The sequence below is a fragment of the Kitasatospora cathayae genome (assembly GCF_027627435.1).
In the GTDB taxonomy this organism is placed as follows: domain Bacteria; phylum Actinomycetota; class Actinomycetes; order Streptomycetales; family Streptomycetaceae; genus Kitasatospora; species Kitasatospora cathayae.
Genome location: NZ_CP115450.1, coordinates 1 through 19,168, shown reverse-complemented (window position 1 = coordinate 19,168; position 19,168 = coordinate 1). Strand labels below are relative to the sequence as shown.

General features: G+C 70.5%; 25 protein-coding genes and 1 pseudogene. 11 read left to right on the top strand and 15 right to left on the bottom strand.

The window, feature by feature from the left end:
• Positions 1-38: 38 nt before the first annotated feature.
• Positions 39-764 (bottom strand): hypothetical protein, encoded by a 726-nt coding sequence (locus O1G21_RS00130; protein ID WP_270139609.1) that lies wholly within the window; start codon positions 762-764, stop codon positions 39-41.
• A 183-nt stretch (positions 765-947) separates the two neighbouring features.
• Between O1G21_RS00130 and O1G21_RS00125 the strand changes: the two genes are divergently transcribed.
• Positions 948-1,772 (top strand): class I SAM-dependent methyltransferase, encoded by an 825-nt coding sequence (locus O1G21_RS00125; protein ID WP_270139607.1) that lies wholly within the window; start codon positions 948-950, stop codon positions 1,770-1,772.
• A 30-nt stretch (positions 1,773-1,802) separates the two neighbouring features.
• On the opposite strand, the pseudogene O1G21_RS00120 reads toward O1G21_RS00125, so the two are convergent.
• A pseudogene (locus O1G21_RS00120) lies at positions 1,803-2,036 on the bottom strand (hypothetical protein); the annotation flags it as partial.
• Here O1G21_RS00120 and O1G21_RS00115 point away from each other — a divergent pair.
• Positions 2,013-2,210 (top strand): hypothetical protein, encoded by a 198-nt coding sequence (locus O1G21_RS00115; RefSeq protein WP_270151485.1) that lies wholly within the window; start codon positions 2,013-2,015, stop codon positions 2,208-2,210. The pseudogene O1G21_RS00120 and the gene O1G21_RS00115 sit on opposite strands and share 24 nt — an antisense overlap.
• A gap of 44 nt (positions 2,211-2,254) precedes the next feature.
• On the opposite strand, the gene O1G21_RS00110 is transcribed toward O1G21_RS00115, so the two are convergent.
• The 3 genes from O1G21_RS00110 to O1G21_RS00100 all read right to left on the bottom strand — a co-directional run bounded on the left by O1G21_RS00110 (position 2,255) and on the right by O1G21_RS00100 (position 4,570).
• Entirely contained in the window at positions 2,255-3,034 is a 780-nt protein-coding gene (locus O1G21_RS00110) for a class I SAM-dependent methyltransferase (protein ID WP_270139605.1), read from the bottom strand.
• Positions 3,035-3,126: 92 nt separating this feature from the next.
• Complete coding sequence (locus O1G21_RS00105; RefSeq protein ID WP_270139603.1) at positions 3,127-3,654, bottom strand: SMI1/KNR4 family protein; 528 nt, start codon at positions 3,652-3,654, stop codon at positions 3,127-3,129.
• 94 nt (positions 3,655-3,748) lie between these two features.
• Positions 3,749-4,570 (bottom strand): MurR/RpiR family transcriptional regulator, encoded by an 822-nt coding sequence (locus O1G21_RS00100; protein ID WP_270139601.1) that lies wholly within the window; start codon positions 4,568-4,570, stop codon positions 3,749-3,751.
• A 64-nt stretch (positions 4,571-4,634) separates the two neighbouring features.
• On the opposite strand from O1G21_RS00100, the gene thrC reads away from it, so the two are divergent.
• Positions 4,635-5,699 carry a threonine synthase gene (gene thrC / locus O1G21_RS00095; protein ID WP_270139600.1) on the top strand — a complete coding sequence of 355 codons (1,065 nt, stop codon included), beginning with the start codon at positions 4,635-4,637 and terminating at the stop codon, positions 5,697-5,699.
• Positions 5,700-5,979: 280 nt separating this feature from the next.
• Here the strand turns inward: thrC and O1G21_RS00090 are convergent, their stop codons facing one another.
• The 4 genes from O1G21_RS00090 to O1G21_RS00075 all read right to left on the bottom strand — a co-directional run bounded on the left by O1G21_RS00090 (position 5,980) and on the right by O1G21_RS00075 (position 8,095).
• Positions 5,980-6,345 carry a hypothetical protein gene (locus O1G21_RS00090; RefSeq protein ID WP_270139598.1) on the bottom strand — a complete coding sequence of 122 codons (366 nt, stop codon included), beginning with the start codon at positions 6,343-6,345 and terminating at the stop codon, positions 5,980-5,982.
• Positions 6,346-6,795: 450 nt separating this feature from the next.
• Positions 6,796-7,080 (bottom strand): hypothetical protein, encoded by a 285-nt coding sequence (locus O1G21_RS00085; RefSeq protein ID WP_270139596.1) that lies wholly within the window; start codon positions 7,078-7,080, stop codon positions 6,796-6,798.
• Positions 7,081-7,328: 248 nt separating this feature from the next.
• Complete coding sequence (locus O1G21_RS00080) at positions 7,329-7,661, bottom strand: STAS domain-containing protein (protein ID WP_270139594.1); 333 nt, start codon at positions 7,659-7,661, stop codon at positions 7,329-7,331.
• On the bottom strand, positions 7,652-8,095 hold the full coding sequence (locus O1G21_RS00075; RefSeq protein ID WP_270139592.1) for a J domain-containing protein: 444 nt from the start codon (positions 8,093-8,095) through the stop codon (positions 7,652-7,654). The genes O1G21_RS00080 and O1G21_RS00075 overlap by 10 nt, the downstream gene beginning before the upstream one ends.
• Before the next feature lie 278 nt (positions 8,096-8,373).
• On the opposite strand from O1G21_RS00075, the gene O1G21_RS00070 reads away from it, so the two are divergent.
• Positions 8,374-8,799 carry an Hsp20/alpha crystallin family protein gene (locus O1G21_RS00070; RefSeq protein ID WP_270139590.1) on the top strand — a complete coding sequence of 142 codons (426 nt, stop codon included), beginning with the start codon at positions 8,374-8,376 and terminating at the stop codon, positions 8,797-8,799.
• Positions 8,800-8,903: 104 nt separating this feature from the next.
• Here O1G21_RS00070 and O1G21_RS00065 read toward each other — a convergent pair whose 3' ends face one another.
• Together O1G21_RS00065 and O1G21_RS00060 are read right to left on the bottom strand one after the other, a co-directional pair.
• Positions 8,904-9,257, bottom strand: coding sequence for a hypothetical protein (locus O1G21_RS00065; protein WP_270139588.1), 354 nt, complete (start codon positions 9,255-9,257; stop codon positions 8,904-8,906).
• Positions 9,232-9,912, bottom strand: coding sequence for a type III effector protein (locus tag O1G21_RS00060; RefSeq protein WP_270139586.1), 681 nt, complete (start codon positions 9,910-9,912; stop codon positions 9,232-9,234). Before O1G21_RS00060 ends, O1G21_RS00065 begins: the two co-directional genes overlap by 26 nt.
• A gap of 109 nt (positions 9,913-10,021) precedes the next feature.
• Here O1G21_RS00060 and O1G21_RS00055 point away from each other — a divergent pair, with 109 nt between their 5' ends.
• Positions 10,022-10,456, top strand: a complete 435-nt coding sequence (locus tag O1G21_RS00055) for an Hsp20/alpha crystallin family protein (RefSeq protein ID WP_270139584.1) — start codon at positions 10,022-10,024, stop codon at positions 10,454-10,456.
• 62 nt (positions 10,457-10,518) lie between these two features.
• Complete coding sequence (locus tag O1G21_RS00050; protein WP_270139582.1) at positions 10,519-10,686, top strand: STAS domain-containing protein; 168 nt, start codon at positions 10,519-10,521, stop codon at positions 10,684-10,686.
• Positions 10,687-10,936: 250 nt separating this feature from the next.
• Here O1G21_RS00050 and O1G21_RS00045 read toward each other — a convergent pair whose 3' ends face one another.
• A complete protein-coding gene (locus O1G21_RS00045) occupies positions 10,937-11,254 on the bottom strand; it encodes a helix-turn-helix domain-containing protein (protein WP_270139580.1) in 318 nt (105 codons plus the stop codon).
• A 71-nt stretch (positions 11,255-11,325) separates the two neighbouring features.
• Positions 11,326-11,601, bottom strand: a complete 276-nt coding sequence (locus O1G21_RS00040; RefSeq protein ID WP_270139578.1) for a hypothetical protein — start codon at positions 11,599-11,601, stop codon at positions 11,326-11,328.
• Positions 11,602-11,717: 116 nt separating this feature from the next.
• Here O1G21_RS00040 and O1G21_RS00035 point away from each other — a divergent pair, with 116 nt between their 5' ends.
• On the top strand, positions 11,718-13,535 hold the full coding sequence (locus O1G21_RS00035; protein ID WP_270150727.1) for a glycoside hydrolase family 15 protein: 1,818 nt from the start codon (positions 11,718-11,720) through the stop codon (positions 13,533-13,535).
• 37 nt (positions 13,536-13,572) lie between these two features.
• Here O1G21_RS00035 and O1G21_RS00030 read toward each other — a convergent pair whose 3' ends face one another.
• The gene (locus O1G21_RS00030; protein WP_270139576.1) at positions 13,573-14,451 is read right to left on the bottom strand and encodes an SDR family oxidoreductase; all 879 of its coding nucleotides are present in this window, start codon (positions 14,449-14,451) and stop codon (positions 13,573-13,575) included.
• A 398-nt stretch (positions 14,452-14,849) separates the two neighbouring features.
• Between O1G21_RS00030 and O1G21_RS00025 the strand changes: the two genes are divergently transcribed.
• From O1G21_RS00025 to O1G21_RS00015, 3 genes are read left to right on the top strand one after another with little or no spacing between them, the layout of a single operon-like run.
• Positions 14,850-15,077, top strand: coding sequence for a ferredoxin (locus tag O1G21_RS00025; protein ID WP_270139574.1), 228 nt, complete (start codon positions 14,850-14,852; stop codon positions 15,075-15,077).
• Positions 15,074-16,465: an NAD(P)/FAD-dependent oxidoreductase gene (locus O1G21_RS00020; protein WP_270139572.1), complete on the top strand. Its 1,392-nt coding sequence runs from the start codon at positions 15,074-15,076 to the stop codon at positions 16,463-16,465. The genes O1G21_RS00025 and O1G21_RS00020 overlap by 4 nt, the downstream gene beginning before the upstream one ends.
• A 13-nt stretch (positions 16,466-16,478) precedes the next feature.
• A complete protein-coding gene (locus tag O1G21_RS00015) occupies positions 16,479-17,699 on the top strand; it encodes a cytochrome P450 (RefSeq protein WP_270139570.1) in 1,221 nt (406 codons plus the stop codon).
• Positions 17,700-17,731: 32 nt separating this feature from the next.
• Here O1G21_RS00015 and O1G21_RS00010 read toward each other — a convergent pair whose 3' ends face one another.
• Positions 17,732-18,391 carry a GAP family protein gene (locus O1G21_RS00010; RefSeq protein WP_270139568.1) on the bottom strand — a complete coding sequence of 220 codons (660 nt, stop codon included), beginning with the start codon at positions 18,389-18,391 and terminating at the stop codon, positions 17,732-17,734.
• Between the two features lie 12 nt (positions 18,392-18,403).
• Here O1G21_RS00010 and O1G21_RS41595 point away from each other — a divergent pair, with 12 nt between their 5' ends.
• Positions 18,404-19,114, top strand: a complete 711-nt coding sequence (locus O1G21_RS41595; RefSeq protein ID WP_405000562.1) for a peptidase inhibitor family I36 protein — start codon at positions 18,404-18,406, stop codon at positions 19,112-19,114.
• Positions 19,115-19,168: the final 54 nt, after the last annotated feature.

Below are 19,168 nucleotides of genomic sequence, written 5' to 3'. Positions count from 1 at the left end.
AGCGTAGTGCGGGGATCGGACAGGGCGGCCGAGCGAGGTCAGAACTCCTCGAGGGTCCGGTGGCCGACGTACGCCGTGAGCAGCCAGCAGACCGCGCCGATGACCAGGGTGACGACCAGGGGCCACTGGATGGGGATCAGGATGGCCGAGCCGATGGCGGTCGCGAACGCGGCGGCCGCGCCCGAGGCCAGCAACATGCTTGCCATGAGGTCGGCTTCGTCCAGGTACATGGCGGTGAGCACCAGGGCCACCCCGGCGCCGATCAGCGCGCTGAACTCGATCCACTTCAGCCACGGCATGTGCAGGGGCTTCGCGCGGTGGCCGTGGTAGCTGACCTCGATCACCTCGCCCCGCAGGACCTTCAGGTCCACGGTGGTGCCGGGACCGACGTCGTCGTAGAACGCCTCGCCGACGCTGTAGTCGTCGGTGGGTGCGGTCTCGCGGGCGATGGCCAGCTTGTAGGTGGTCGAGCCGTCGTCCGGTTCCGTCCACCGCTTCGTCACCCGGCCGCTCTCCCGGGTCGCGCAGAGCGCGTCGGGCTTCGCCGCCGGAGTGCCGCAGGTCGGCACGGTCCGGTAGGTGCGGACCTCCTCGAAGACGTCGACGAAGCGGACGAAGCCGAACACGGTGAGGGCGAGACCGGCGAGGAGGATCGGGATGTGGGCGAGGGCCCAGAGTCTCTTGCGGAGGCTCGGCGGCGGTTCCGACTTCTTCGGCGGCGGCGGAGGCGTGTCCCGGGGGACCGAGTCCTCAGGCATCGTCACCGCCCAGTGTCCGTACCGTCCGCGCGTTCCTCGGTATTCCCACCGGTCGTACCCCTCCCGCCAGCCCTGTTCGCACCCGGTGCGAAGCCGGGCGCAGACCGGATCATGCCAGGGAAGGGTGACGAGCGCGAGGAATTCCCCCTGCCCGGGCCGGACTTGTAAGGCGGCGCTAGATTGTCCGGCATGACGCCGACGCCTGACACGATGAGCCCGGTCTCGCGCACCGCCCTGTCCGTCGCACGGGTGCGGGCCTACGAGAGCGGCCGGCCGGACCCGCTGTTCGTCGACCCGTACGCGGCGGAGTTCGTCGCGGCGGCCGGGCCGCCCACGGAAGCCCCCGAGGGTACGCGCCTCAGCGGACTCGCCGCGATGCTGGTCATGTCCATCATGCTGCGCACCCGCTTCTACGACGACCGGCTGACGGCCGCCGGGGCGGAACAGGTCGTCCTGCTGGCGGCCGGGCTGGACACCCGGGCCTACCGGCTGGACTGGCCCGTCGGGACGCGGGTGTGGGAACTGGACCTGCCGCCGGTGCTGGCCTTCAAGGAGCAGGTGCTCGACTCCGCCGGCGCGGCGCCGAAGTGCGAGCGCGAGGCGCTGGCGGGCGACCTGCTGGACCCCGGCTGGCCGCGCCGCCTGGTCGAGGCGGGCTTCGACCCGCAGCGGCCCACCGCCTGGCTGGCCGAGGGCCTGGTCGTGTACTTCGACGCCGAGCAGGCGGCCGGGCTGCTCACGGCCATCGGCTCGCTGTCCGCCCCGGGCAGCCGCCTGCTGATGGAGCGGGGCCGGGACGTCTCCCGGACTCCGCACGACCCGACCCTGGCCCACGTCACCGAGCTCTGGCAGGGCGGGCTCGGGCCCGACACCGACAAGTGGCTGGACGCCCATGGCTGGTCGACCCGGACGACCTCCCTCGCGGAGGCCGGGGACACCTACGGCCGCCCGCTATCGGACGGCCTCGGCCGGACCAGCGGCTTCATCGAGGCGGTGCGGACGGCCGCCGGGTAGGGGGGCTCAGGGCCTCACGGCTTCACCGCTTCACCAGCGTGCGTGGCGGATCCTCAGCCGCCCCAGCCCCACCACCCCGGAGATCCGGATCGTCGGGCCGCCCGGGCGGGCCGACCGCCGGGGCCGGTAGCGCGGCTCCCGGATGCCGGTGTGCAGGCCGCCGAGGTCGACGACCGCGTCCCGGGGCACCGTGATGGCGGCCCCGCCGGTACCGAGGTGCAGCTCGATGTCGACCACCGGGTGCGCGATGACCGCCCGGGACACCCGTACGTCCAACAGCTGCTGGAGAGCGGGGAGTACCCGATGTTCGGCAAGATCGCGGTGGAGGCGCGCCAGCCGCGCCTGAGCCGCGACGACCAGTTCCGGACCGGCCTGGAGCGCGTCCTCGACTGCATCGCCGCCGCCCTCCCGTCCGGCGATCGCGGGCGCCCGAGTTGAGGGTGTGTCAGGACTTCGAAGGCCAGCCCCGCCGCAGCGGTGGCTCACAACCGCCGGGTGCGCAGCACGCCGGTCAGCATGGGGAGGGTGAACTCGCCGTCGGCGGTCTCCGGCCGGCTCGCGAGGAACGCCCGGATCCGGCCCAGCGCGGCCTCCCGTTCCTCCTCCGGCATGACCAGCATCCCCGCGCGCGTCCCGAGCGTCGCGACCAGCGAATCGGCGGTGCGGCGCTGCCCGTGCGGGAACAGGACCTGCTCCGGCGAACCGAACCGGGCCACCCCACCGCTCCTCGGAAGGTGCGCGGCAGCCGTCTCGGCACGCCAACTGGCAGGCGTGTCCCGCGGTCCGACGGCCGCCGCCCCGCTGACGTGCGCGAGCTGCGCCACCCATTCGACCTGGTCGTCCATGACGTTCCACAGCCCGGCCAGGAGCCCGCCGGGCGCGAGCACCCGGGCGATCTCGGGCCCCGCGACCGCCATGTCGAACCAGTGCATCGCGTTGCCGGCCACCACGGCATCGACGGAGCCGTCCGGCAGCGGAATCTCCTCCGCGCTGCCCGACAGCGCCCGGACCGCGGGCAGCGAGCGCCGCAACTCGGCCAGCATCGCCGGATCGGGCTCGACCGCGACCACCTCGGCTCGAAGCGCGGCCAGCGCGCCGGTCAACTTGCCGGTCCCGGCCCCGAGATCGAGCACCCGCGCACCGGGCGCGGCTTCCAGCGCCCACCGCACCGCGGCCTGTGCGTAGTCCGGCCGGTGCTCGGCGTAGGCGGCCGCGACCGCGCCGAAGGATGATGCGTGGAGGTGCCGCTCGTCCTGATCCATCCCGTCACGCTATCGGTGGCGGTTCGTCAGCACCAGGGAACGAGCTTCCCGCACCAGCCGGAGGCAGCTCTCACGGGAACGGCCGTGTGGGCTCAGCCGAATGAATCGTCGTGCCTCGCGCTCTCGAACCCGCCTGCGGACGTCAGGCCCTCGACGAAGGACCGGAAGTCCGGAGCGAGGGCCAACTCCGAGTTGTCGTCCGCGTCGAGCCAGCTGACGGATGGTTCTCCGGCGCGGCCACAGGCCCGGTAGTCGAGTGCGATCCAGCAAGGTCCGTCGCCCGACACCAGCACCACACGGCCGGGGAGGTTCCACTCCTCGACCAGGTACGGGCTGTCGAGCAGCGAGATCGTGCGCTCGCGGTGGCCGATGCCCAGCACGTGGTCGAAGGGGACGTGGTCGGCACTCCATGAGGTCGGCCTGCTCGTGGGGAAGGCGTTCCGGCTGCTGGTGACCCGGCCCCCGTTCTGCTGTCGCAGCAGGTCGAGCAGGGAGCCGGGGAGCGTGACGTTCAGCCGCCGCTCGGCCTCCAGAATCATCTGGTCAGTCACGGGCGGCTGCACTCCGTAGCCGCTTCCGGTGTCCCAGAGGGACTGTTGGAGATCCTCAGAGCGTGCCATGCCCGGCATCGTAGAAGCCACCCTGGCCCGACTGCGCTGGCCCGCCCGCTGTTCGGCGCCGCGGCCGACGGGGTCGAGGTGTCACGGCGCAGGCCTACGTCCCGTCGCGTCGCAGTGCGGCTGCGAGGGTGTCGAGTTCGGTGAGCCGTGCCGCACTGTCGAGGCGGGATGCGGTTGCGACGAGGAGGAGTTCGGTCACGGCGACCTGGTGGGTGAGAGGTGCGATCGGTCCTGCGGCTTCGTGGGGCAGGGGGATGAGGACCTGGGCGTGGTCGGCCAGGGGTGATCTCCAGGCGTCGGTGATCAGCAGCAGACGGGCGCCGCGTTCGCGGGCCGTGCGGACGTAGGCGGAGGTGGGGGCCGAGTAGCGCCTGAAGTCGTAGGCGACGACGAGGTCGTGGGGGGTGATGTCGAGGAGCGATCGGGCTCGTTCGTGCGCGGGCCCGGGAACGAGTCGCACCTCCGGGCGCAGGGCGCCCAGCTGGCGGACCAGGTAGTCGGCGGCCAGTTCGCTGAGCGGCCCGCCCAGCGCCCAGACCGAGCGGGCTGCTGCGAGGGCGTCGGCCGCCGAGTCGAGCAGGGGGGTGTTCACGGCCGCCAGCGCGCCGGCCAGGCCGTCCTGCAGTTCGCGTGCGGCGCTGCCGGGGTCGGAAGTCTGGGCGGCGAACGCGCGCAGCCTGGACTGATCCTGGGCGTCGGCTCGGACGGCGGTCTGGAAGTCGGTGAAGGAGTCGTAGCCGAGCCGGTCGACCAGGCGGGAGGCGGTCGGTGGGCTCACCTGGGCACGGTCGGCGAGCGTGCGCAGGGATTCCAGCGCGGCGAACGGATAGTCGTCCAGGATGACCCGGGCGACCGCGCGCTCGCCCCGCGGAAGCCCGGGATAGGCGGCTTCGAGTCGGGATACCACGGTTTCCATGACCAGGATGTTACATCAAAAGGCGATTGACAGGATTGATGAAACAAGTGTTACGTTCTTGCGCATGGAAACCTGGCAAGGGCTCATCGACAGCCCCTACCGGCGTTGGCTGCCGGTCACCGACCGCACTCCGTCCATCTCCCTCAACGAGGGCAACACCCCGCTGCTGCGCTCCCGACACCTGTCGGAGCTCACCGGCTGCGACGTCCGGCTCAAGGTCGAAGGGGCCAACCCCACCGGCTCCTTCAAGGACCGCGGGATGACGGTGGCGATCAGCAACGCCGCGGAGGCCGGCGCCGGACTCGTCGTCTGCGCCTCCACCGGCAACACCAGTGCCTCGGCCGCCGCCTACGCGGCACGCGCCGCGATCGCCTCGGCCGTCCTGGTCCCCGCCGGACGCGTCGCCCTCGGCAAGCTCGGCCAGGCGGTCCGCTACGGCGCACGCATCGTCGAAGTGGCAGGCACCTTCGACGATTGCCTGCGCATCGCCCGCGACCTCGCCGCCCACCACCCGGTGGCCCTCGTCAACAGCGTCGGCAACGAGCTGCGCCTGTCCGGCCAGCAGACCGTCGCGTACGAGACCGTCGACGCGCTCGGCACCGCCCCCGACATCCACTGCCTGCCGGTCGGCAACGGCGGCAACATCACCGCAACCTGGCGCGGATACCGCACCTACCACGCCGAAGGACACGCCGACCGACTCCCGCGCATGTGGGGCTTCCAGGCCGCCGGAGCGGCACCGCTGGTCCACGGCGCTCCCGTCGCCGACCCGCAGACCGCCGCCAGCGCGATCCGCGTCGGCAACCCGGCCACCTGGCAGGGCGCCGTCGACGCCCGGGATCAGTCCGACGGCCTGATCGCCGCCGTCACCGACGAGCAGATCTTCGCCGCCTACCGGCTCCTGGCCCGCCACGACGGCGTCTTCGTCGAACCGGCCTCCGCGGCCGGCGTCGCCGGACTCCTCGACCAGCACAGCCGCGGCCACCTCACCCCGGGCCAGACGGTCGTCATCACCCTCACCGGAAACGGCCTGAAGGACCAGGACGCCTCACTGCACGACGGCTACACCCCACTCGAAACCAGCTCATCCACCGCCCACGTCGCCCGCGCCCTGGCACTCACCACCTGATCGCCCCACAGGCGCTGTCCGAAGCGCTGAACGAACGCCGTCCAAACGTAGGCTCTGGCTCGACTTCCGGGCCCTGTCGCTGATCGTGAGGATGCTGTCGCGGTACCCGGCAGTCGCCGTCGTGGCCGGACGGTCCTCGACCGCCGTCACCGGCACCCGGACCGGTGTGGTACCGGTCACCAGCCGCTCCCGCCAGGCAAGCCGGAGCACCAGGTCACCGCCCTCGACGGTCAGCTCCGCCATCGCCTCGCGTCCCCTCCCGCCGGGCGGCATCCGCCGTTCACCGCCCGGGCGGCTGCGGGTGGGCCTGGGAGTCGAGCGGCGGCGCGCCGTGCCGATCGGGCCGGTGGCCCGCAACGTCGACGATCGGCTCACGCGGCGTGCCGTGCAGCCCCGGCGGCGTCGGGATCAGCCTGCGGGCCAGCAGGTGGCCCACCCAATGGCGTCCGCACTCCGGGCAGGGCGGCGCGCCCTCGGGGGTGTACGGCGAGTCCACCGGCGTGCCGTCCCGGGAGAAGTACTCCCAGTCCCGTCCGTCGTCATCGCGGTAGTGCTGGACGTCATAGTCGGTGCTCCACTGGTGCCAGCAGTGGCCGCAGGTGAACTCCACGCGTTCCAGGGCCAGTTCCGTGATCAATGTCGACACCTCCTCCGTTGAGGCGATTCACCGCAGGCTTCCGTGCCCGTGGTGGCGACACTCGCCGCCCGCCGGACAGCGACCCCCTATCAGTGCGTATGCCTCTCATCGTGGATTCCGAACACCCGATGGGTCGAGTCTGCTCATCCGGCCCGTCCGCGGCGTCGGCCAGTTCGATCTGCCGCACCAGGTGGTCACGCAGGTGCAGGGCCTCCGGCAGGCCCCGTAAGCCGTGTGCGTTCTCGGTCGCCCCGGGGATCGGCAGCAGCTTGTCGGCGCTGTCGTCGGCCAGCAGCAGCCGGTCGTACCCCGCCACCGCCGCCCGCTCCTCGGGGACGTACCACTCAACCCGCCGCCGTTCGTGGTCCACCCCCGGGCCTCGCCCAGCACACCCGCACCCCGGACAGGGCGGGTGCCGGCGGGACGGTGCCGCGGCGCGGAGCCGGTGGAGGGGCGTGATCAGATCGGCGGGGTGAACGTGTACGTCCGGCCCTCGCGTCCCCACTCGCCGAACGGCGAGGTGAGGCCGGCGTCCATGGCCCGCAGGCAGGGACGGCCGATGTGCGCGTAGACCAGGCGTCGCACGCCGTGCCGGGCCGCCTCGCGGGCGATCTCCTGTACGTGGGCGTGGCCGCCGACGCCGCCGCGAAAGCGGATCCGTCGGTTCCAGCCGGGCGCCTCGGTGAACATCAGGTCCGCACCCGCCGCCCACGCCGGGAACTCCCAGAACTTCGGCGCCCACACCGCCGCATCGCGCCTGCTTCGATGCGGTACCCGCGTGTCGGGTGGGAGGTGTGCTGCACGGGGAGAGCGCTGATCCGCAGTTTGCCCAGCTCCAGATCGGTCATCGCGGGGACGACCCCGCGCTCGGCCGCCATCTGGCGCAGGGCGGTGCGGAGTTCGACCTGCTCATCGGTGACCAGCCAGGCATCGAGCCGCGGCGGCGGGTCCGCCCCTGGACCGGCGTCGAACGAACCCGGATCTCGCGGGGCTCACCCCTGGTCGGGTTCCAGCAGGTCGGACAGACCGAGAACCTCGAAGACCCGGACGACGATCGGGGCCTTCACGCCGGTGATCTTCAGGTCGATGCCCGCTTCTCGCGCCTTCCTTCGGGCGCGTTCGAGCACGTCCACGCCCGTGCAGTCGCAGAACGTCACGCGGGCGAAGTCCAGGACCAGACGGTCGGGCCGGCGGGCGAGGCATTCCTTCAGGCGGACTTCGAGTTCGGGGGCGGTGGCGAGGTCGATCTCTCCCATGGCGGCGAGGGTGACCTGGCCGTCGCAGCATCGGACGGCGGTACGGAAGCCGTTGTCCATCACAGCCATGGATCCACCTCCCATAGCCGGTTCACCCATTCCCACAGGCCGCCGAGGTCGTCCGGCGGGGCGGACGGGCCTCGCGGGGTGAACCGCACCGGGCCCGCACGGACCGCCGGGCCACCGGGCCGTCTGGTTTCGCCGGAAGGACCAAGGCACCAGGTCGCGGTCACCGCCGGGTTGCCCGGGACGACTCGTACCGGTACCCGCTGGCCCCCGGCCGTGCTGCCGACCGGTGCGCCGGGGCGGCCGGTGCCGTGCCGGGCGTCGTAGACGGCGCGCAGCTCGGGATCGTGCAGGACCGTGTAGGCGGCGACGACTTCGTCGAGCCGCTCGGCCGAGTCCCGTTCGGCGGGGCGGGCATCGGGGTGGAGGAGGCGTACCAGGGCACGGTAAGCCGTGGTGATCTGCCGCGCGGACGCCGAAGGCGCGACTCCAAGCACCGCGTAGTGATCCCGAGGATCTTGCCCGGGGCGCGTGCCGACCATGACGACCCGCCTCCTCCCGCCGCTGGGCGAGTCGAGGGCGAGCGACTTCTGTGCTCACTCCGTGGGACTGGCCCGGGCTGCGGTCAAACCTTCCTATCGAACCTCCTTATTGACCTGCATAGAACCTTGGCGGGCTCTTGTCAAGATGCCCCAAATAGAGGTATATGGACTGACGTGGGCGGCTCCTGGCGAGGAGCCCGGCATCGTCACCGACCGATTGAGGAGAGTGACTCATGATGCTGATTCGCACCGATCCCTTCCGCGAGCTCGACCGGCTCACCCAGCAGTTGCTGGGCACCACGACCCGGCCGACCGCGATGCCGATGGACGCCTATGAGAGCGACGGATCCTTCCTGATCCGTCTCGACCTGCCCGGCATCTCGCCCGAGAGCATCGACCTGAACGTCGAGCAGAACGTCCTGACGGTCAAGGCCGAGCGGCCGGCACCGGAGATCGAGGGCCGCGAGATGGTCATCGCCGAACGGCCCTACGGCGTCTTCAGTCGCCAGGTGTTCCTCGGCGAGACACTCGCGGCCGACAAGATCGAGGCAGACTACGACGCCGGCGTGCTCACGATCCGCATCCCGATGGCCGAACACGCCAAGCCACGCAAGATCGAGATCAAGAGCAGCAGCGAGAAGAAGCAGATCACCACCTGATCAGCGCACTGGCAGCCCCGGCGCTCGGAGTCATGGCAGGCCCAGCGCCCCGGCTGCGTCCGCCCGGGGATGGCCTCCGAGTCGGTCTCCGGTCCCCCGCCCGGTCAGACCGACCGGGCGGGGGAGCGGTTGCTCTCCGCCGCGAGGCCGCGATACTGCAGGGCGAGCAAGATCCCCTCGGCCTGACGAGGGCTTCCCCTCACACTGTCGTCGGCATGACGGTCCCTCGGCATCCGGCGGTTCTGATGCCCCGCGATGTCCTGTTCGACCTGCGCAAAGGAGGTGCGGAGGGTCTCGCGCATGGCTTCCAGGCGCGCAAGACAGACGTCCAGCGAGGCGATGGCGGCGTCGCCGTCGGTCCGCATCCGGTGCCCGACGGCCGCGAGCTGCTCCTCGATCCGCTGCCAGCGCTCTTCGGCGGCGGCCAGGGGGTCAGGCGCGCCGGTGGTCGCTGTCATGGCGCAGTTGGTCGGTGTGCTGGGTGAGGTCGTCGAGGCGGTGGGCGATCTGGGGGTGATGGGTGCCGAGGTGGGGGCGGACGGCGGCGAGGGGTGTGAGGAGTTCGGCGGCGTCCGGGGTGCCGAGCGCGGTGTGGAGGCGGTCGAGGGCGGGACGGGCTGCCGAGGGGAGGTCGGTCAGGGCAGTGACCTGGGCGGCCAGTCGGCGCAGGTCGGCGGCGTTGGCGCGGGCCCAGTCGGTGACGGCGCGTTCTGCGGCGCGGCGGTCGCGTACGGCCTTGACGCGTTTGGCCCCGGTCGTTCCCGCGGTGGTGGCGGCTGGCGCAAGGCGCAGGTAGCGGTTCTCGGCGGCCTGGCGGCTGGCGACGCCCATGGGGCGGGCGAGATCGGCCCACGTGGCGCCGGCGGCGCGGGCGGCCTCCACCAGCGGGGCCTCCCAGTCGGCGAGCTCGGTACGCAGCTCGCGCAGCAGGAGCAGGGCGGCCAGTGCCTGCTCGGGGCCGGTTCGGGCGGTGGGCGTGGACGTCGCCCCGGTGTCCTGCGCGGTGCGGACGGCCTCCTCCATGGCGGCGAGCGCCGCGACGGCGGCCAGGAAGGACGCCGGACCCCTCAGCGTTCCGCCGCCGGCGGCGGATGCTTCGGGCCACTCTCTCATCAGTGTCACTCCTTTGGTGACGGCAGGATTTGTCATCGGATGCATGACATGGTAGAACGGTTTCAGGTGAAGCGCACTGGCACCCATCGATCAGTGGAGGTGTTTCGCGATGCTGATGCGCACCGACCCGTTCCGCGAGCTGGACCGGCTGACCCAGCAGCTCTTCGGCACGACCGGTACCTGGTCGCGGCCGACCCCGATGCCGCTGGACGCCTACCGCGCCGGCGACGAGTACGTGATCTGCTTCGATCTGCCCGGCGTGGACCCGAACGCGATCGACATCGATGTCGAGCGGAACACGCTGACCGTCAAGGCCGAACGCCGTCCCCGCCACGAGGGCGAGGACGTGAAGTGGGAGCTGTCCGAGCGCCCGCTCGGCGTCTTCTCCCGGCAGGTCATGCTCTCCGACACGCTCGACCCCGAGGGGATCACCGCCGACTACGACGCCGGCGTACTGACCCTGAAGATCCCCGTCGCCGAGAAGGCCAAGCCCCGCAAGATCGCCATCGGCCACAGCGGAAACCGCAAGGAGATCAAGGCCTGACCACGTCCCTGCGCCGTTCCGCGCCGCCCGCACCCCCCGAGCGGGCGGCGCGGAACACGTCCATGTCGGAGGTGACGTTCATGGACTGCTCGGGCCTGAGCGTCCTCGTCCAGGCCCGCAACCAGGCCGACCAGCGCGGCGGGCGGCGCGTCCGGCAAGGGGCCGGCAGGCCCGTGGCCAGGCTGCTCAAGCTCACCGGCCTCCACCGTCGCTTGGCCGCCGGATTCTGATCGGCCCCCGCACGCCCACCCCGGCCGGCCCGGCAGACCCGGTTCCGCCTTCATGTGGGCACGCTGCTGGTGGAGACCGGATTCCTCGCGATCTTCCTCGGCAACGCGGACGTCGCCCCGCCGGTCCTGGTGCGGTGGCCCGCTCGTCCACGAGCCCTGGCACTTCGGCCGTGTGGCGAGACCGAGGAGACCACGAGCTGACGGGAACATCGGTCGCTCAGGGCCCTCCACGCCCCGGGTGACAACCGCATCAGGTCGCCGACAAGCCCCGCCCGTGGTGCCGGGCCTGGTCCAGGTCGGCTTCGAGTTCCTCAACTCGGGCCTGGAGCTCGAGTACCCGGCGCGCGCCTTCGAGAGTGAGGCCCTCGCTGATCAGCTTCATCAGGGCGGCGACACGGTTGATCTCCCGGCGCGAGTACCTCCGCTGGCCGCCCGCCGAGCGGATGGGCACCACCGCGCCCAGCTCGTCCAGTCGCCGCAGGAAAGCGACCTGGACGTGCAGCATGGCGGCGACCTGCCCCACTGTGTACAGTGCGGCATCCGCGTCATCAATGGGCAGCTCCACCACCGCGACCTCACCTCGCCGCTCGCTGAAACCTCACTTCCACGTTACAGATTTCCTCCAGCCACGGCCTCGACTCACTCTTCTTCTGCGCAGGAGTTGCGTGGCGCGGGCGGGGGCGGTGCGGAGCTTGGTGAGGATCCGCCAGGTCTTGAGTGGGCGAAGCCGTGTTCGACGGGGGCGCGGCCGACGGCGAGGACTCGGTTGGTGGTCTTCTCGCCGGGGGTGAGCTTGTGAGTGCGGCCGGCGTGGAAGCCGGTGACGATCACGAGGTCGCGTACGTCGTCGTCCAGGCCGCGGAAGCCGAGGTCCGCCAACGCCCCGAGTGCTGAATCAGCTTCACGGGATGCCATCGGCAGTGCCTGAAGGCGGCCGTCTCCTGGGCTCGCCCCTCGTTTTCGCATCCCTTTGGCGGCCCCGTCACACAGGGCGGACAGTGGAACCAGGGCACCAGGGAAGCGAGATGATCATGGACCGTTATCCGCCCATCGCCGACCATGGTCTCGTCGGAGACCTGCAGACCGCTGCTCTGGTGTCGTCCCAGGGGGTCGTCGACTGGTTCACGGCTCCGCGGTTCGACTCGCCAAGCGTCTTCGCCGCTCTGCTCGACCATGACCGCGGTGGCTACTTCCTGTTCGCGCCGGAGAGCCGGAACGTCACCTGCAAGCAGCTCTACTACCCGGACAGCGCAGTCCTGGTCACGCGGTTCATGTCGCCGGACGGGGTCGGTGAGGTCTTCGACTGCATGCCACCGGATCGCACCGGCACTCCCACTGACAGGCACGTGCTGCTACGCGGCGTGCGGGCGGTACGTGGCACGGTGCACTTCACTTTGGAGTGCCGTCCACGCTTCGACTACGGCCGTGCCACCCACCATCTCGACCTGCAGGACAGTACGGCCACGTTCCGGGCACCGAACGTCACCGCCCATCTGCAGAGCACCTTCCCCCTGCAGCAGGACGGCAACGACGTGCGGGCGGCGGTGACCCTGAGCCCAGGTGAGGTGGCTGCGGCGGTGTTCACCGTCGGCGGTCCCGGTGGTGACCCTCCGCCGCCGGTCACCCCAGACGGGGCGATGGAGCGGTTCTGGGACGTGGTGGACTTCTGGCAGCGCTGGGTGCGCCGCTCCGACTACCGCGGCCGGTGGCCGAGCATGGTGCATCGCTCGGCCATCACGCTCAAGCTGCTCACCTACGCACCCACAGGCGCTCCTGTCGCCGCGGCCACCATGGGGCTGCCCGAGCAGATCGGGGGTGAACGCAACTGGGACTACCGCTACACCTGGGTCCGCGACGGCTCCCTGTCCGTGCGCGCCCTGCTCGACCTGGGGTTCGACGAGGAGGCGGCGCAGTTCACGCGCTGGTTGGGAGACCGACTCCAGGCCCACGAAGGCGCCGACGGCGAGCCGCTGCAGATCATGTACCGCGTCGACGGGGACCCTGAGCTGCCGGAAGAGGTTCTCTCGCACTTCGAGGGCTACCGGGGTTCGTATCCGGTGCGGCTGGGGAACGCGGCGGCTGATCAGCTGCAGCTCGACATCTACGGGGAGGCGCTCTATGCATTGTCGGAGGGGCGTGAGGTCGCCAGGGAAGGCAGCTACCACGGCTGGAAGAACGTCGCGCGGATGCTGGACTGGCTCGCCGGTTCCTGGGACCGCCCCGACGAGGGCGTCTGGGAGACCCGTGGCGGGCGCCGGGACTTCACCTTCAGCCGGGTGATGTCGTGGGTGGCCTTCGACCGGGGGTTGCGCCTGGCGAGGGAGCACAGCCGTCCTGCCGACGCCCCTCGGTGGACCGCGGCTCGCGACGCGATCCTGGAGCAGGTGATGGAGCGGGGCTGGAACGATAAGGAGCAGGCGCTCGTCCAGCACTACGGAAGCGATGTCCTCGACGCTTCGCTGCTGCTCATCCCGCGTGTCGGGTTCCTGGCGCCCAGGACGGTGAGCTGGCTGTCGACCCTGGACGCGATGGAGCGCAGGCTGGTGTCGGACAGCCTCGTCTACCGCTACGACCCTGCGGCCTCCCCGGACGGGCTGCGGGGCTCCGAAGGCACCTTCAGTCTCTGCACCTTCCTCTATGTCGACGCTCTTGCCCGCGCCGGGCGGATTCGTCCGGCGCGCTACGCCTTCGAGAAGATGCAGACCTACGCCAACCACGTCGGCCTGTTCGCCGAGGAGATCGGTCCCAGTGGCGAGCAGTTGGGCAACTTCCCGCAGGCTTTCACGCATCTGTCGCTGATCATGGCCGCCACCACCCTGGACGATGCCCTCGATCAGCAGCGTGACTGAGAGTCAGCCAGGGTCCCGCCTGTCGGCGTACAGCGGTTCAGCCGCCGGTGGCGAAGCCGGGGAAGAGGGTCATGCCACCGTCCACGTAGAGGGTGGTGCCCACCACGTAGTCCATGAGGTCCGAGGCGAGGCCGACGACCGCGTGGGCGATGTCCTCGGGATCGCCGACACGCCCGTAGGGAATCAGCTGCAACAGGTCCTTCTCCGCGTCGGGAGTGTCCCAGGCGTCGCGGTTGATGGGCGTCCTGATGGCTCCCGGCGCAATCGCGTTGACCCTGATCCGGTGGGGCGCGAGCTCCTGGGCGAGTGTCGCCATCATCATCTGCACGCCGCCCTTGGAGGCCGCGTAGTTGACGTGGCCGGCCCAGGGGATGAGCTGGTGCACCGAGCTCATGCAGATGATCTTCCCGGCGGCTCGCGACACCTCGGGGACAACCCCCCGCCTGAGGAATTCCTTGGTCGCCTCCCGAGCGCACAGGAACTGGCCGGTGAGGTTGACGTCCAGCACCTTCTGCCACTGGGCCGTCGTCATCTCGGTGAACGGAGCGTCGCGCTGCAGTCCGGCGTTGGCCACGAGGATGTCGATGGTCCCGAACTCCTGAACCATTCGTGCGATCATCGCGGTGACCTGGTCTTCCTGGGACACATCGGCCTCGTACGCCGCCGCCCGCACTCCGAACCCGGAGATCTCCTCGATCACCTGCTCGGCCTCCTCACGCCCGGCGACGTAGTTCACGACCACGTCGGCTCCGGCGCGCCCCAGGCCGATGGCCGTCGCCCTGCCGATGCCCGAGTTCGCGCCGGTGACCAGTGCCTTCTGGCCTTTGAGTAGCTGCGCGGGAATGACGCCCTGCGGGGCTCCCTGAGTCACGCTCACGCCGGTTCTCCTCCTCGTCGGGCTGACCGCAGGACCCATGTGAGTCCTATGACCCCTGTCGACACCGAACCATCCGAAAGTCCCGGCCACATCCCGGGTGCGGGCTGATTGCGCCGATCGGCCGAACACGGCCGGCCCTCGACACGGACATCGGCGCCGATCGGCAAGGCAGCCCAGTCCCGGCGTGCGGGCGATATGCGCACGGGATAGGCTGACCGACAGGAAGGTCATGATCTCTGGGCGGTTCTACCCGCCGGTCGTCTCGTAGGCGACAACCAGATTCTTTCTGCGGCGACCCGACGGGCGCGGCACGCACCCTCGCAGTCCGCGGAGGTGGGCAACGGCCGAGTCCCTTTCTCCTCAGCCTCGCGGCGCCTTGCGCGCCGAAATGGCGCCGGCTCCCGGGCCCGCAGCTTGCAGCCCCTGTGGAGGTCGGGATGCGAGTTGTCGTTGATCTTTCCCGATGCGAAGGGTACGCGCAGTGCGCCTTCCTGGCTCCGGACGCGTTCCGGATGCACGGCGAGGAAGCACTGATGTACGACCCGAACCCCGACGACGCCCGACGCGACCAGGTGCTGCGCGCCGCGGCGGCCTGCCCCGTCCAGGCGATCCTGGTCGACCAGCTGGAGGGACGGGACGCACCGGCGGAGGCGTCGCCGTCATGACCAGCGCCGAGAACCTGCAAGCCTTCAAGCGCGAGGGCCGCATCGTGGTCGTCGGGGCGTCCCTGGCGGGACTGCGGGCAGCGGAGGCGCTGCGCGGAGCGGGTTTCACCGGATCGCTGACCATGATCGGCGACGAGATGGGCGAGCCCTACGACCGGCCTCCCCTCTCCAAGCAGGTACTGACCGGGTGGGTGCCGGCCGAGAACACCAAGCTGCCGCGCCGCCGCGAGATCGATGCGCAGTGGCTGCTGGGCGTGCCCGCCAGCGGACTGGACCTGGCCGGCAACCACGTGCGTCTCGCGGACGGACGCGAGGTTCCCTTCGACCGGGTGCTGATCTCCACCGGGGTCCGGGCCCGGCCGTGGTTCGTCGAGAGCGAGGCGGCTCTGGACGGGGTCTTCGTCGTGCGTACGCGCGAACACGCCGAGGCTCTCCGGCGCGCACTCGCCGCCGGGCCCTCACGCGTACTGGTCATCGGTGCGGGATTCACCGGCTCCGAGATCGCCTCCGTCTGCCGCGAACGGGAGATCCCGGTAACCGTCGCCGAACTCGCGCCGGCGCCGCTGGTCGGAGCGCTCGGCGCCATGATCGGTGACGTCGCCGCGGACATGCAGCGCGCTCACGGCGTGGACCTGCGCTGCGGTGTCAAGGTCACCCGGCTGGAGGGCGACGCGCAGGGGCGCCTGCGCCGCGCGCACTTCGACGACGGCAGCACGATCGACACCGACGTGGCGGTCGTGGCACTCGGGGGCATTCGCAACACCGAGTGGCTGCAGGGCTCGGGGCTGGCCGCAGGGGTCTGGGGCATTGCCTGCGACACGGGCTGCCGCGCCCTCGACCTCAACGGCCTGATCACGGACGACGTCTTCGTCGCCGGAGACGTGGCACGCTGCCCGAACCCGATCTACGAGTACCGGCTCATCTCGCTGGAGCACTGGGCCAACGCCGTGGAGCAGGCCGAGGTCGCGGCGCACAACATGGTCAGCGGCCAGGCGGACCGCTGGCCCCACCTGTCCATCCCGCTGTTCTGGTCGATCCAGTTCGGGGTCAACATCAAGTCCGTCGGCGTGCCGACCTTCGCCGACGAGGTGGTCGTCACCCAGGGATCGGTGCCCGACCGCCGCTTCGTCGCCGCATACGGCTATCGGGGCCGTGTCACCGCGGCAGTGAGCTTCAACAACGCGAAGTGGCTGGACCACTACCGGCAACTGATCGAGACGGCCGCACCCTTCCCCCCGCCCTGCCCCACCCCCGACCAGCCCGCCGACATGAAACCGGTGCCCGTCGACTTCCCCGGCCCCACTCTGCTCGCCCAGGGCGCCACCGTGGTCGTCACCGGCCACGACCCGAGCGAGCGCCGCGTCACGGCCGCGCACCAGCACCGCTAGGAGGGAAAGCGAGATGACCACGACCGAGACGCCCGACACGCTGCGCCGGATCCTCGACTACTCCTCCCGGGCCGACCCGTACCCGCTGTACGCCGAGCTGCGCAAGACACCCGTGGCCCGGCAGGAGGACGGCAGCTACGTCATCAGTACCTACCGCGAGATCACCGACATCCTGCACGACCCGCACCTGAGCTCGGACATCCGCAACCTCTCGCATCCGACGGCCGGAGCCGAAGAGCAGACCACCCCGGCGTTCATCAACCTCGACCCGCCCGAGCACGACCGCCTGCGGCGCATGGCGATGCGCCACTTCGGCCCCCCGCACACCCCGGGACTGGTGACCGGCATGGAACCCGCCCTGAGCAGCATCGTCGGCGGCCTGATCGACGACTTCGCGGGCAAGGAACAGATCGACCTCGTCGACGACTTCGCCTACCCGTTCCCCGTCACCGTGATCTGCCACCTGCTCGGCGTACCACGCGAGGACGAACCGAGGTTCCACCTGTGGGTCAACGACATCATCGACTCGATCGACTACAACCCCAAGACCGACCCGAAGGAAAAACTCGACAACGGCATACAGGCCCGCAAAGACCTGCGCCAGTACATCGGCGGCCTGGTCGAACAACGACACGGCAGGCCGGGTGACGACCTGTTGTCACGGCTGGCCAACGACGACGGGCCCGACGGGCGGATGACCGACGAGGAAATCGTCGCCACCGCCAACCTGCTGCTCATCGCCGGCCACGAGACCACCGTCAACCTCATCACCAACGGCATGCTGACGCTGCTGCGCCACCCGCAGGTGTTGCAGCGGCTGCGCGAACAACCGGACCTGGTCGTGCCACTGACGGAGGAACTGCTGCGGTACGAGCCGCCCGTCCACATCATTCCCTGGCGGGCGGCGTACAGCGACATCACCGTCGCCGACACCGTGATCCCCAAAGGCTCCCAGATCATGCTGATGCTGGCGTCGGGCAGCCGCGATCCGAACCGCTTCCACGATCCGGACCGCTTCGACCCCGATCGGCGTGACAACCAGCACCTGGGATTCGGCAGCGGTATCCACCTGTGCTTCGGCGGCCCATTGGCCCGGCGGGAGACCCAGATCGCGCTGACCGAGCTGGTCCGCCGCGTCGACCGCCCCAGGCTGGTCGCCGACCCGCCACAGTACCGGCGCAGCCCCGTTCTTCGCGGCCCGATCCATCTGCACATCGAGCAGAACGGCAATTAGCACCACAGCCGGGACTTTCCCAGGGGACCGTGTCAGGCGGCCGCGAGGATGCTGATGCCGTCCCCCAGGAGCTTGAGGCCGAGCACGAAGAACAGGACGGCCATGACGGCGACGTTGTGCCGCGCCGCCCAGTCCCGCCAGCTGCCGAGGATGCCTTCGGCACGTTCACCCATGGCCAGGTAGACGGCGAGTGGCGCAAGCACGCCGAGTGAGGCGATCACCACGAAGATCGCGAGCGTTCCGATCTGCTGGGGTACGGGGAGTCCGGCAGAGCTGATCGAGGCGCCCGCGGCGATGGCCAGGGGCGCGTTCTTGAGGTTGGCCGCCGAGAACAACAGCCCCAAGCCGACGATCTTGATGGGACTGAAACGGTCGATCGCCGCCATCCACTTCGGCAGTTGCGTCTCGGAGGCGTCCTTGGGGCGGTGCCGCCACTGACGGGCGCCGAAGAGGACGAGGAGTGCGCCCAGGGCCAGTTTGAGCGCTCCGACCCAGGTGGCCGGATGCTTGTGGGTCGAGGCTCCGCCCGTGCCACCGACAGCCAGCATGATCGCGCCGACCGCGGAGAGCCCCAAGACCCAGGCGAGGACGAACAGCAGTCCGTTGAGGCGTCCCCTCGGGGTGGCCAGAACGAGGATGAGCGCCACGATCGGCAGTGGGCTGACCGCGATACCCGCGGCCAGGCCCAGCACGTCACCGACAGCGTGTCCCACCGCGGCCTCCCAAAGACGGACGTTCGGGAGCGGACTGCCCCGTGTCAGTGGTTCGAAGCTGACGTGCCGACCCTGATAGGGGCGGAGCACTCTGTGCCATCGTGGGCGTCTCCTGGCTCGGCAGCCACTGACCGCTGGCGAACGGGTGACCATACGCGGCCGTCAATCGCCTCGCATCGCGCCCCGGCCTCGGCTGTTCCATGCGGAAGCGGCAACTTCTGCGTGTGGACGGACGCCAACTTCACGGGCCTGAAGATCGAGCACTCCGGCGACGACCACTGGTGGGAGGACGACATGTTCAAGCACGACTCGTCCTGGGCCAACCGGGGCATTTCGGGCCCGGGGGTGAAGGACCACGTGAAGGTGTACGAACGACGCGAACTGCTCGGCCGCGCCACCATCTGCCTCGCCCCCGGGCAGGAGGTCGGCACTCCCGGATCGGCATCTCCCGTTGAGGTGGGTGGCATGCGCGAGACAAGAATGTCCAGCAAGCGGGCGGCCTCCCGCCTCTTCCGCCTGACCACTGTCCTGGTGCTGATTGCGTCCGCGCTGTTGTCCGTCGCCGGCCCGGCCTGCGCGGCCGCCCCCGTGGACCCGCTCCTCGGTCCCCTTCGTCCCGGCCCCGGCCCCGGCTCCGGTCCTGGCCCCTGGGTTCTGGTTCCTGGGTTGTGGCTGGGGGCGGGGCGGGGTTGTGTTCCGTGAGTTGTGAGTCCGGGGTTTGTTCGTGTGCTCGGTCGGTTTCGGGTTGGTGGGGTG

What these genes read in the sequence shown, in the direction of transcription:
- O1G21_RS00125 (WP_270139607.1), top strand. Translation starts at nt 948, where the DNA reads ATGACGCCGACGCCTGACACGATGAGCCCGGTCTCGCGCACCGCCCTG.
- O1G21_RS00110 (WP_270139605.1), bottom strand. Translation starts at nt 3,034, where the DNA reads ATGGATCAGGACGAGCGGCACCTCCACGCATCATCCTTCGGCGCGGTC.
- O1G21_RS00105 (WP_270139603.1), bottom strand. Translation starts at nt 3,654, where the DNA reads ATGGCACGCTCTGAGGATCTCCAACAGTCCCTCTGGGACACCGGAAGC.
- O1G21_RS00100 (WP_270139601.1), bottom strand. Translation starts at nt 4,570, where the DNA reads ATGGAAACCGTGGTATCCCGACTCGAAGCCGCCTATCCCGGGCTTCCG.
- thrC (WP_270139600.1), top strand. Translation starts at nt 4,635, where the DNA reads ATGGAAACCTGGCAAGGGCTCATCGACAGCCCCTACCGGCGTTGGCTG.
- O1G21_RS00080 (WP_270139594.1), bottom strand. Translation starts at nt 7,661, where the DNA reads ATGGCTGTGATGGACAACGGCTTCCGTACCGCCGTCCGATGCTGCGAC.
- O1G21_RS00070 (WP_270139590.1), top strand. Translation starts at nt 8,374, where the DNA reads ATGATGCTGATTCGCACCGATCCCTTCCGCGAGCTCGACCGGCTCACC.
- O1G21_RS00065 (WP_270139588.1), bottom strand. Translation starts at nt 9,257, where the DNA reads ATGACAGCGACCACCGGCGCGCCTGACCCCCTGGCCGCCGCCGAAGAG.
- O1G21_RS00060 (WP_270139586.1), bottom strand. Translation starts at nt 9,912, where the DNA reads ATGAGAGAGTGGCCCGAAGCATCCGCCGCCGGCGGCGGAACGCTGAGG.
- O1G21_RS00055 (WP_270139584.1), top strand. Translation starts at nt 10,022, where the DNA reads ATGCTGATGCGCACCGACCCGTTCCGCGAGCTGGACCGGCTGACCCAG.
- O1G21_RS00050 (WP_270139582.1), top strand. Translation starts at nt 10,519, where the DNA reads ATGTCGGAGGTGACGTTCATGGACTGCTCGGGCCTGAGCGTCCTCGTC.
- O1G21_RS00040 (WP_270139578.1), bottom strand. Translation starts at nt 11,601, where the DNA reads ATGGCATCCCGTGAAGCTGATTCAGCACTCGGGGCGTTGGCGGACCTC.
- O1G21_RS00035 (WP_270150727.1), top strand. Translation starts at nt 11,718, where the DNA reads ATGGACCGTTATCCGCCCATCGCCGACCATGGTCTCGTCGGAGACCTG.
- O1G21_RS00030 (WP_270139576.1), bottom strand. Translation starts at nt 14,451, where the DNA reads ATGGGTCCTGCGGTCAGCCCGACGAGGAGGAGAACCGGCGTGAGCGTG.
- O1G21_RS00025 (WP_270139574.1), top strand. Translation starts at nt 14,850, where the DNA reads ATGCGAGTTGTCGTTGATCTTTCCCGATGCGAAGGGTACGCGCAGTGC.
- O1G21_RS00020 (WP_270139572.1), top strand. Translation starts at nt 15,074, where the DNA reads ATGACCAGCGCCGAGAACCTGCAAGCCTTCAAGCGCGAGGGCCGCATC.
- O1G21_RS00015 (WP_270139570.1), top strand. Translation starts at nt 16,479, where the DNA reads ATGACCACGACCGAGACGCCCGACACGCTGCGCCGGATCCTCGACTAC.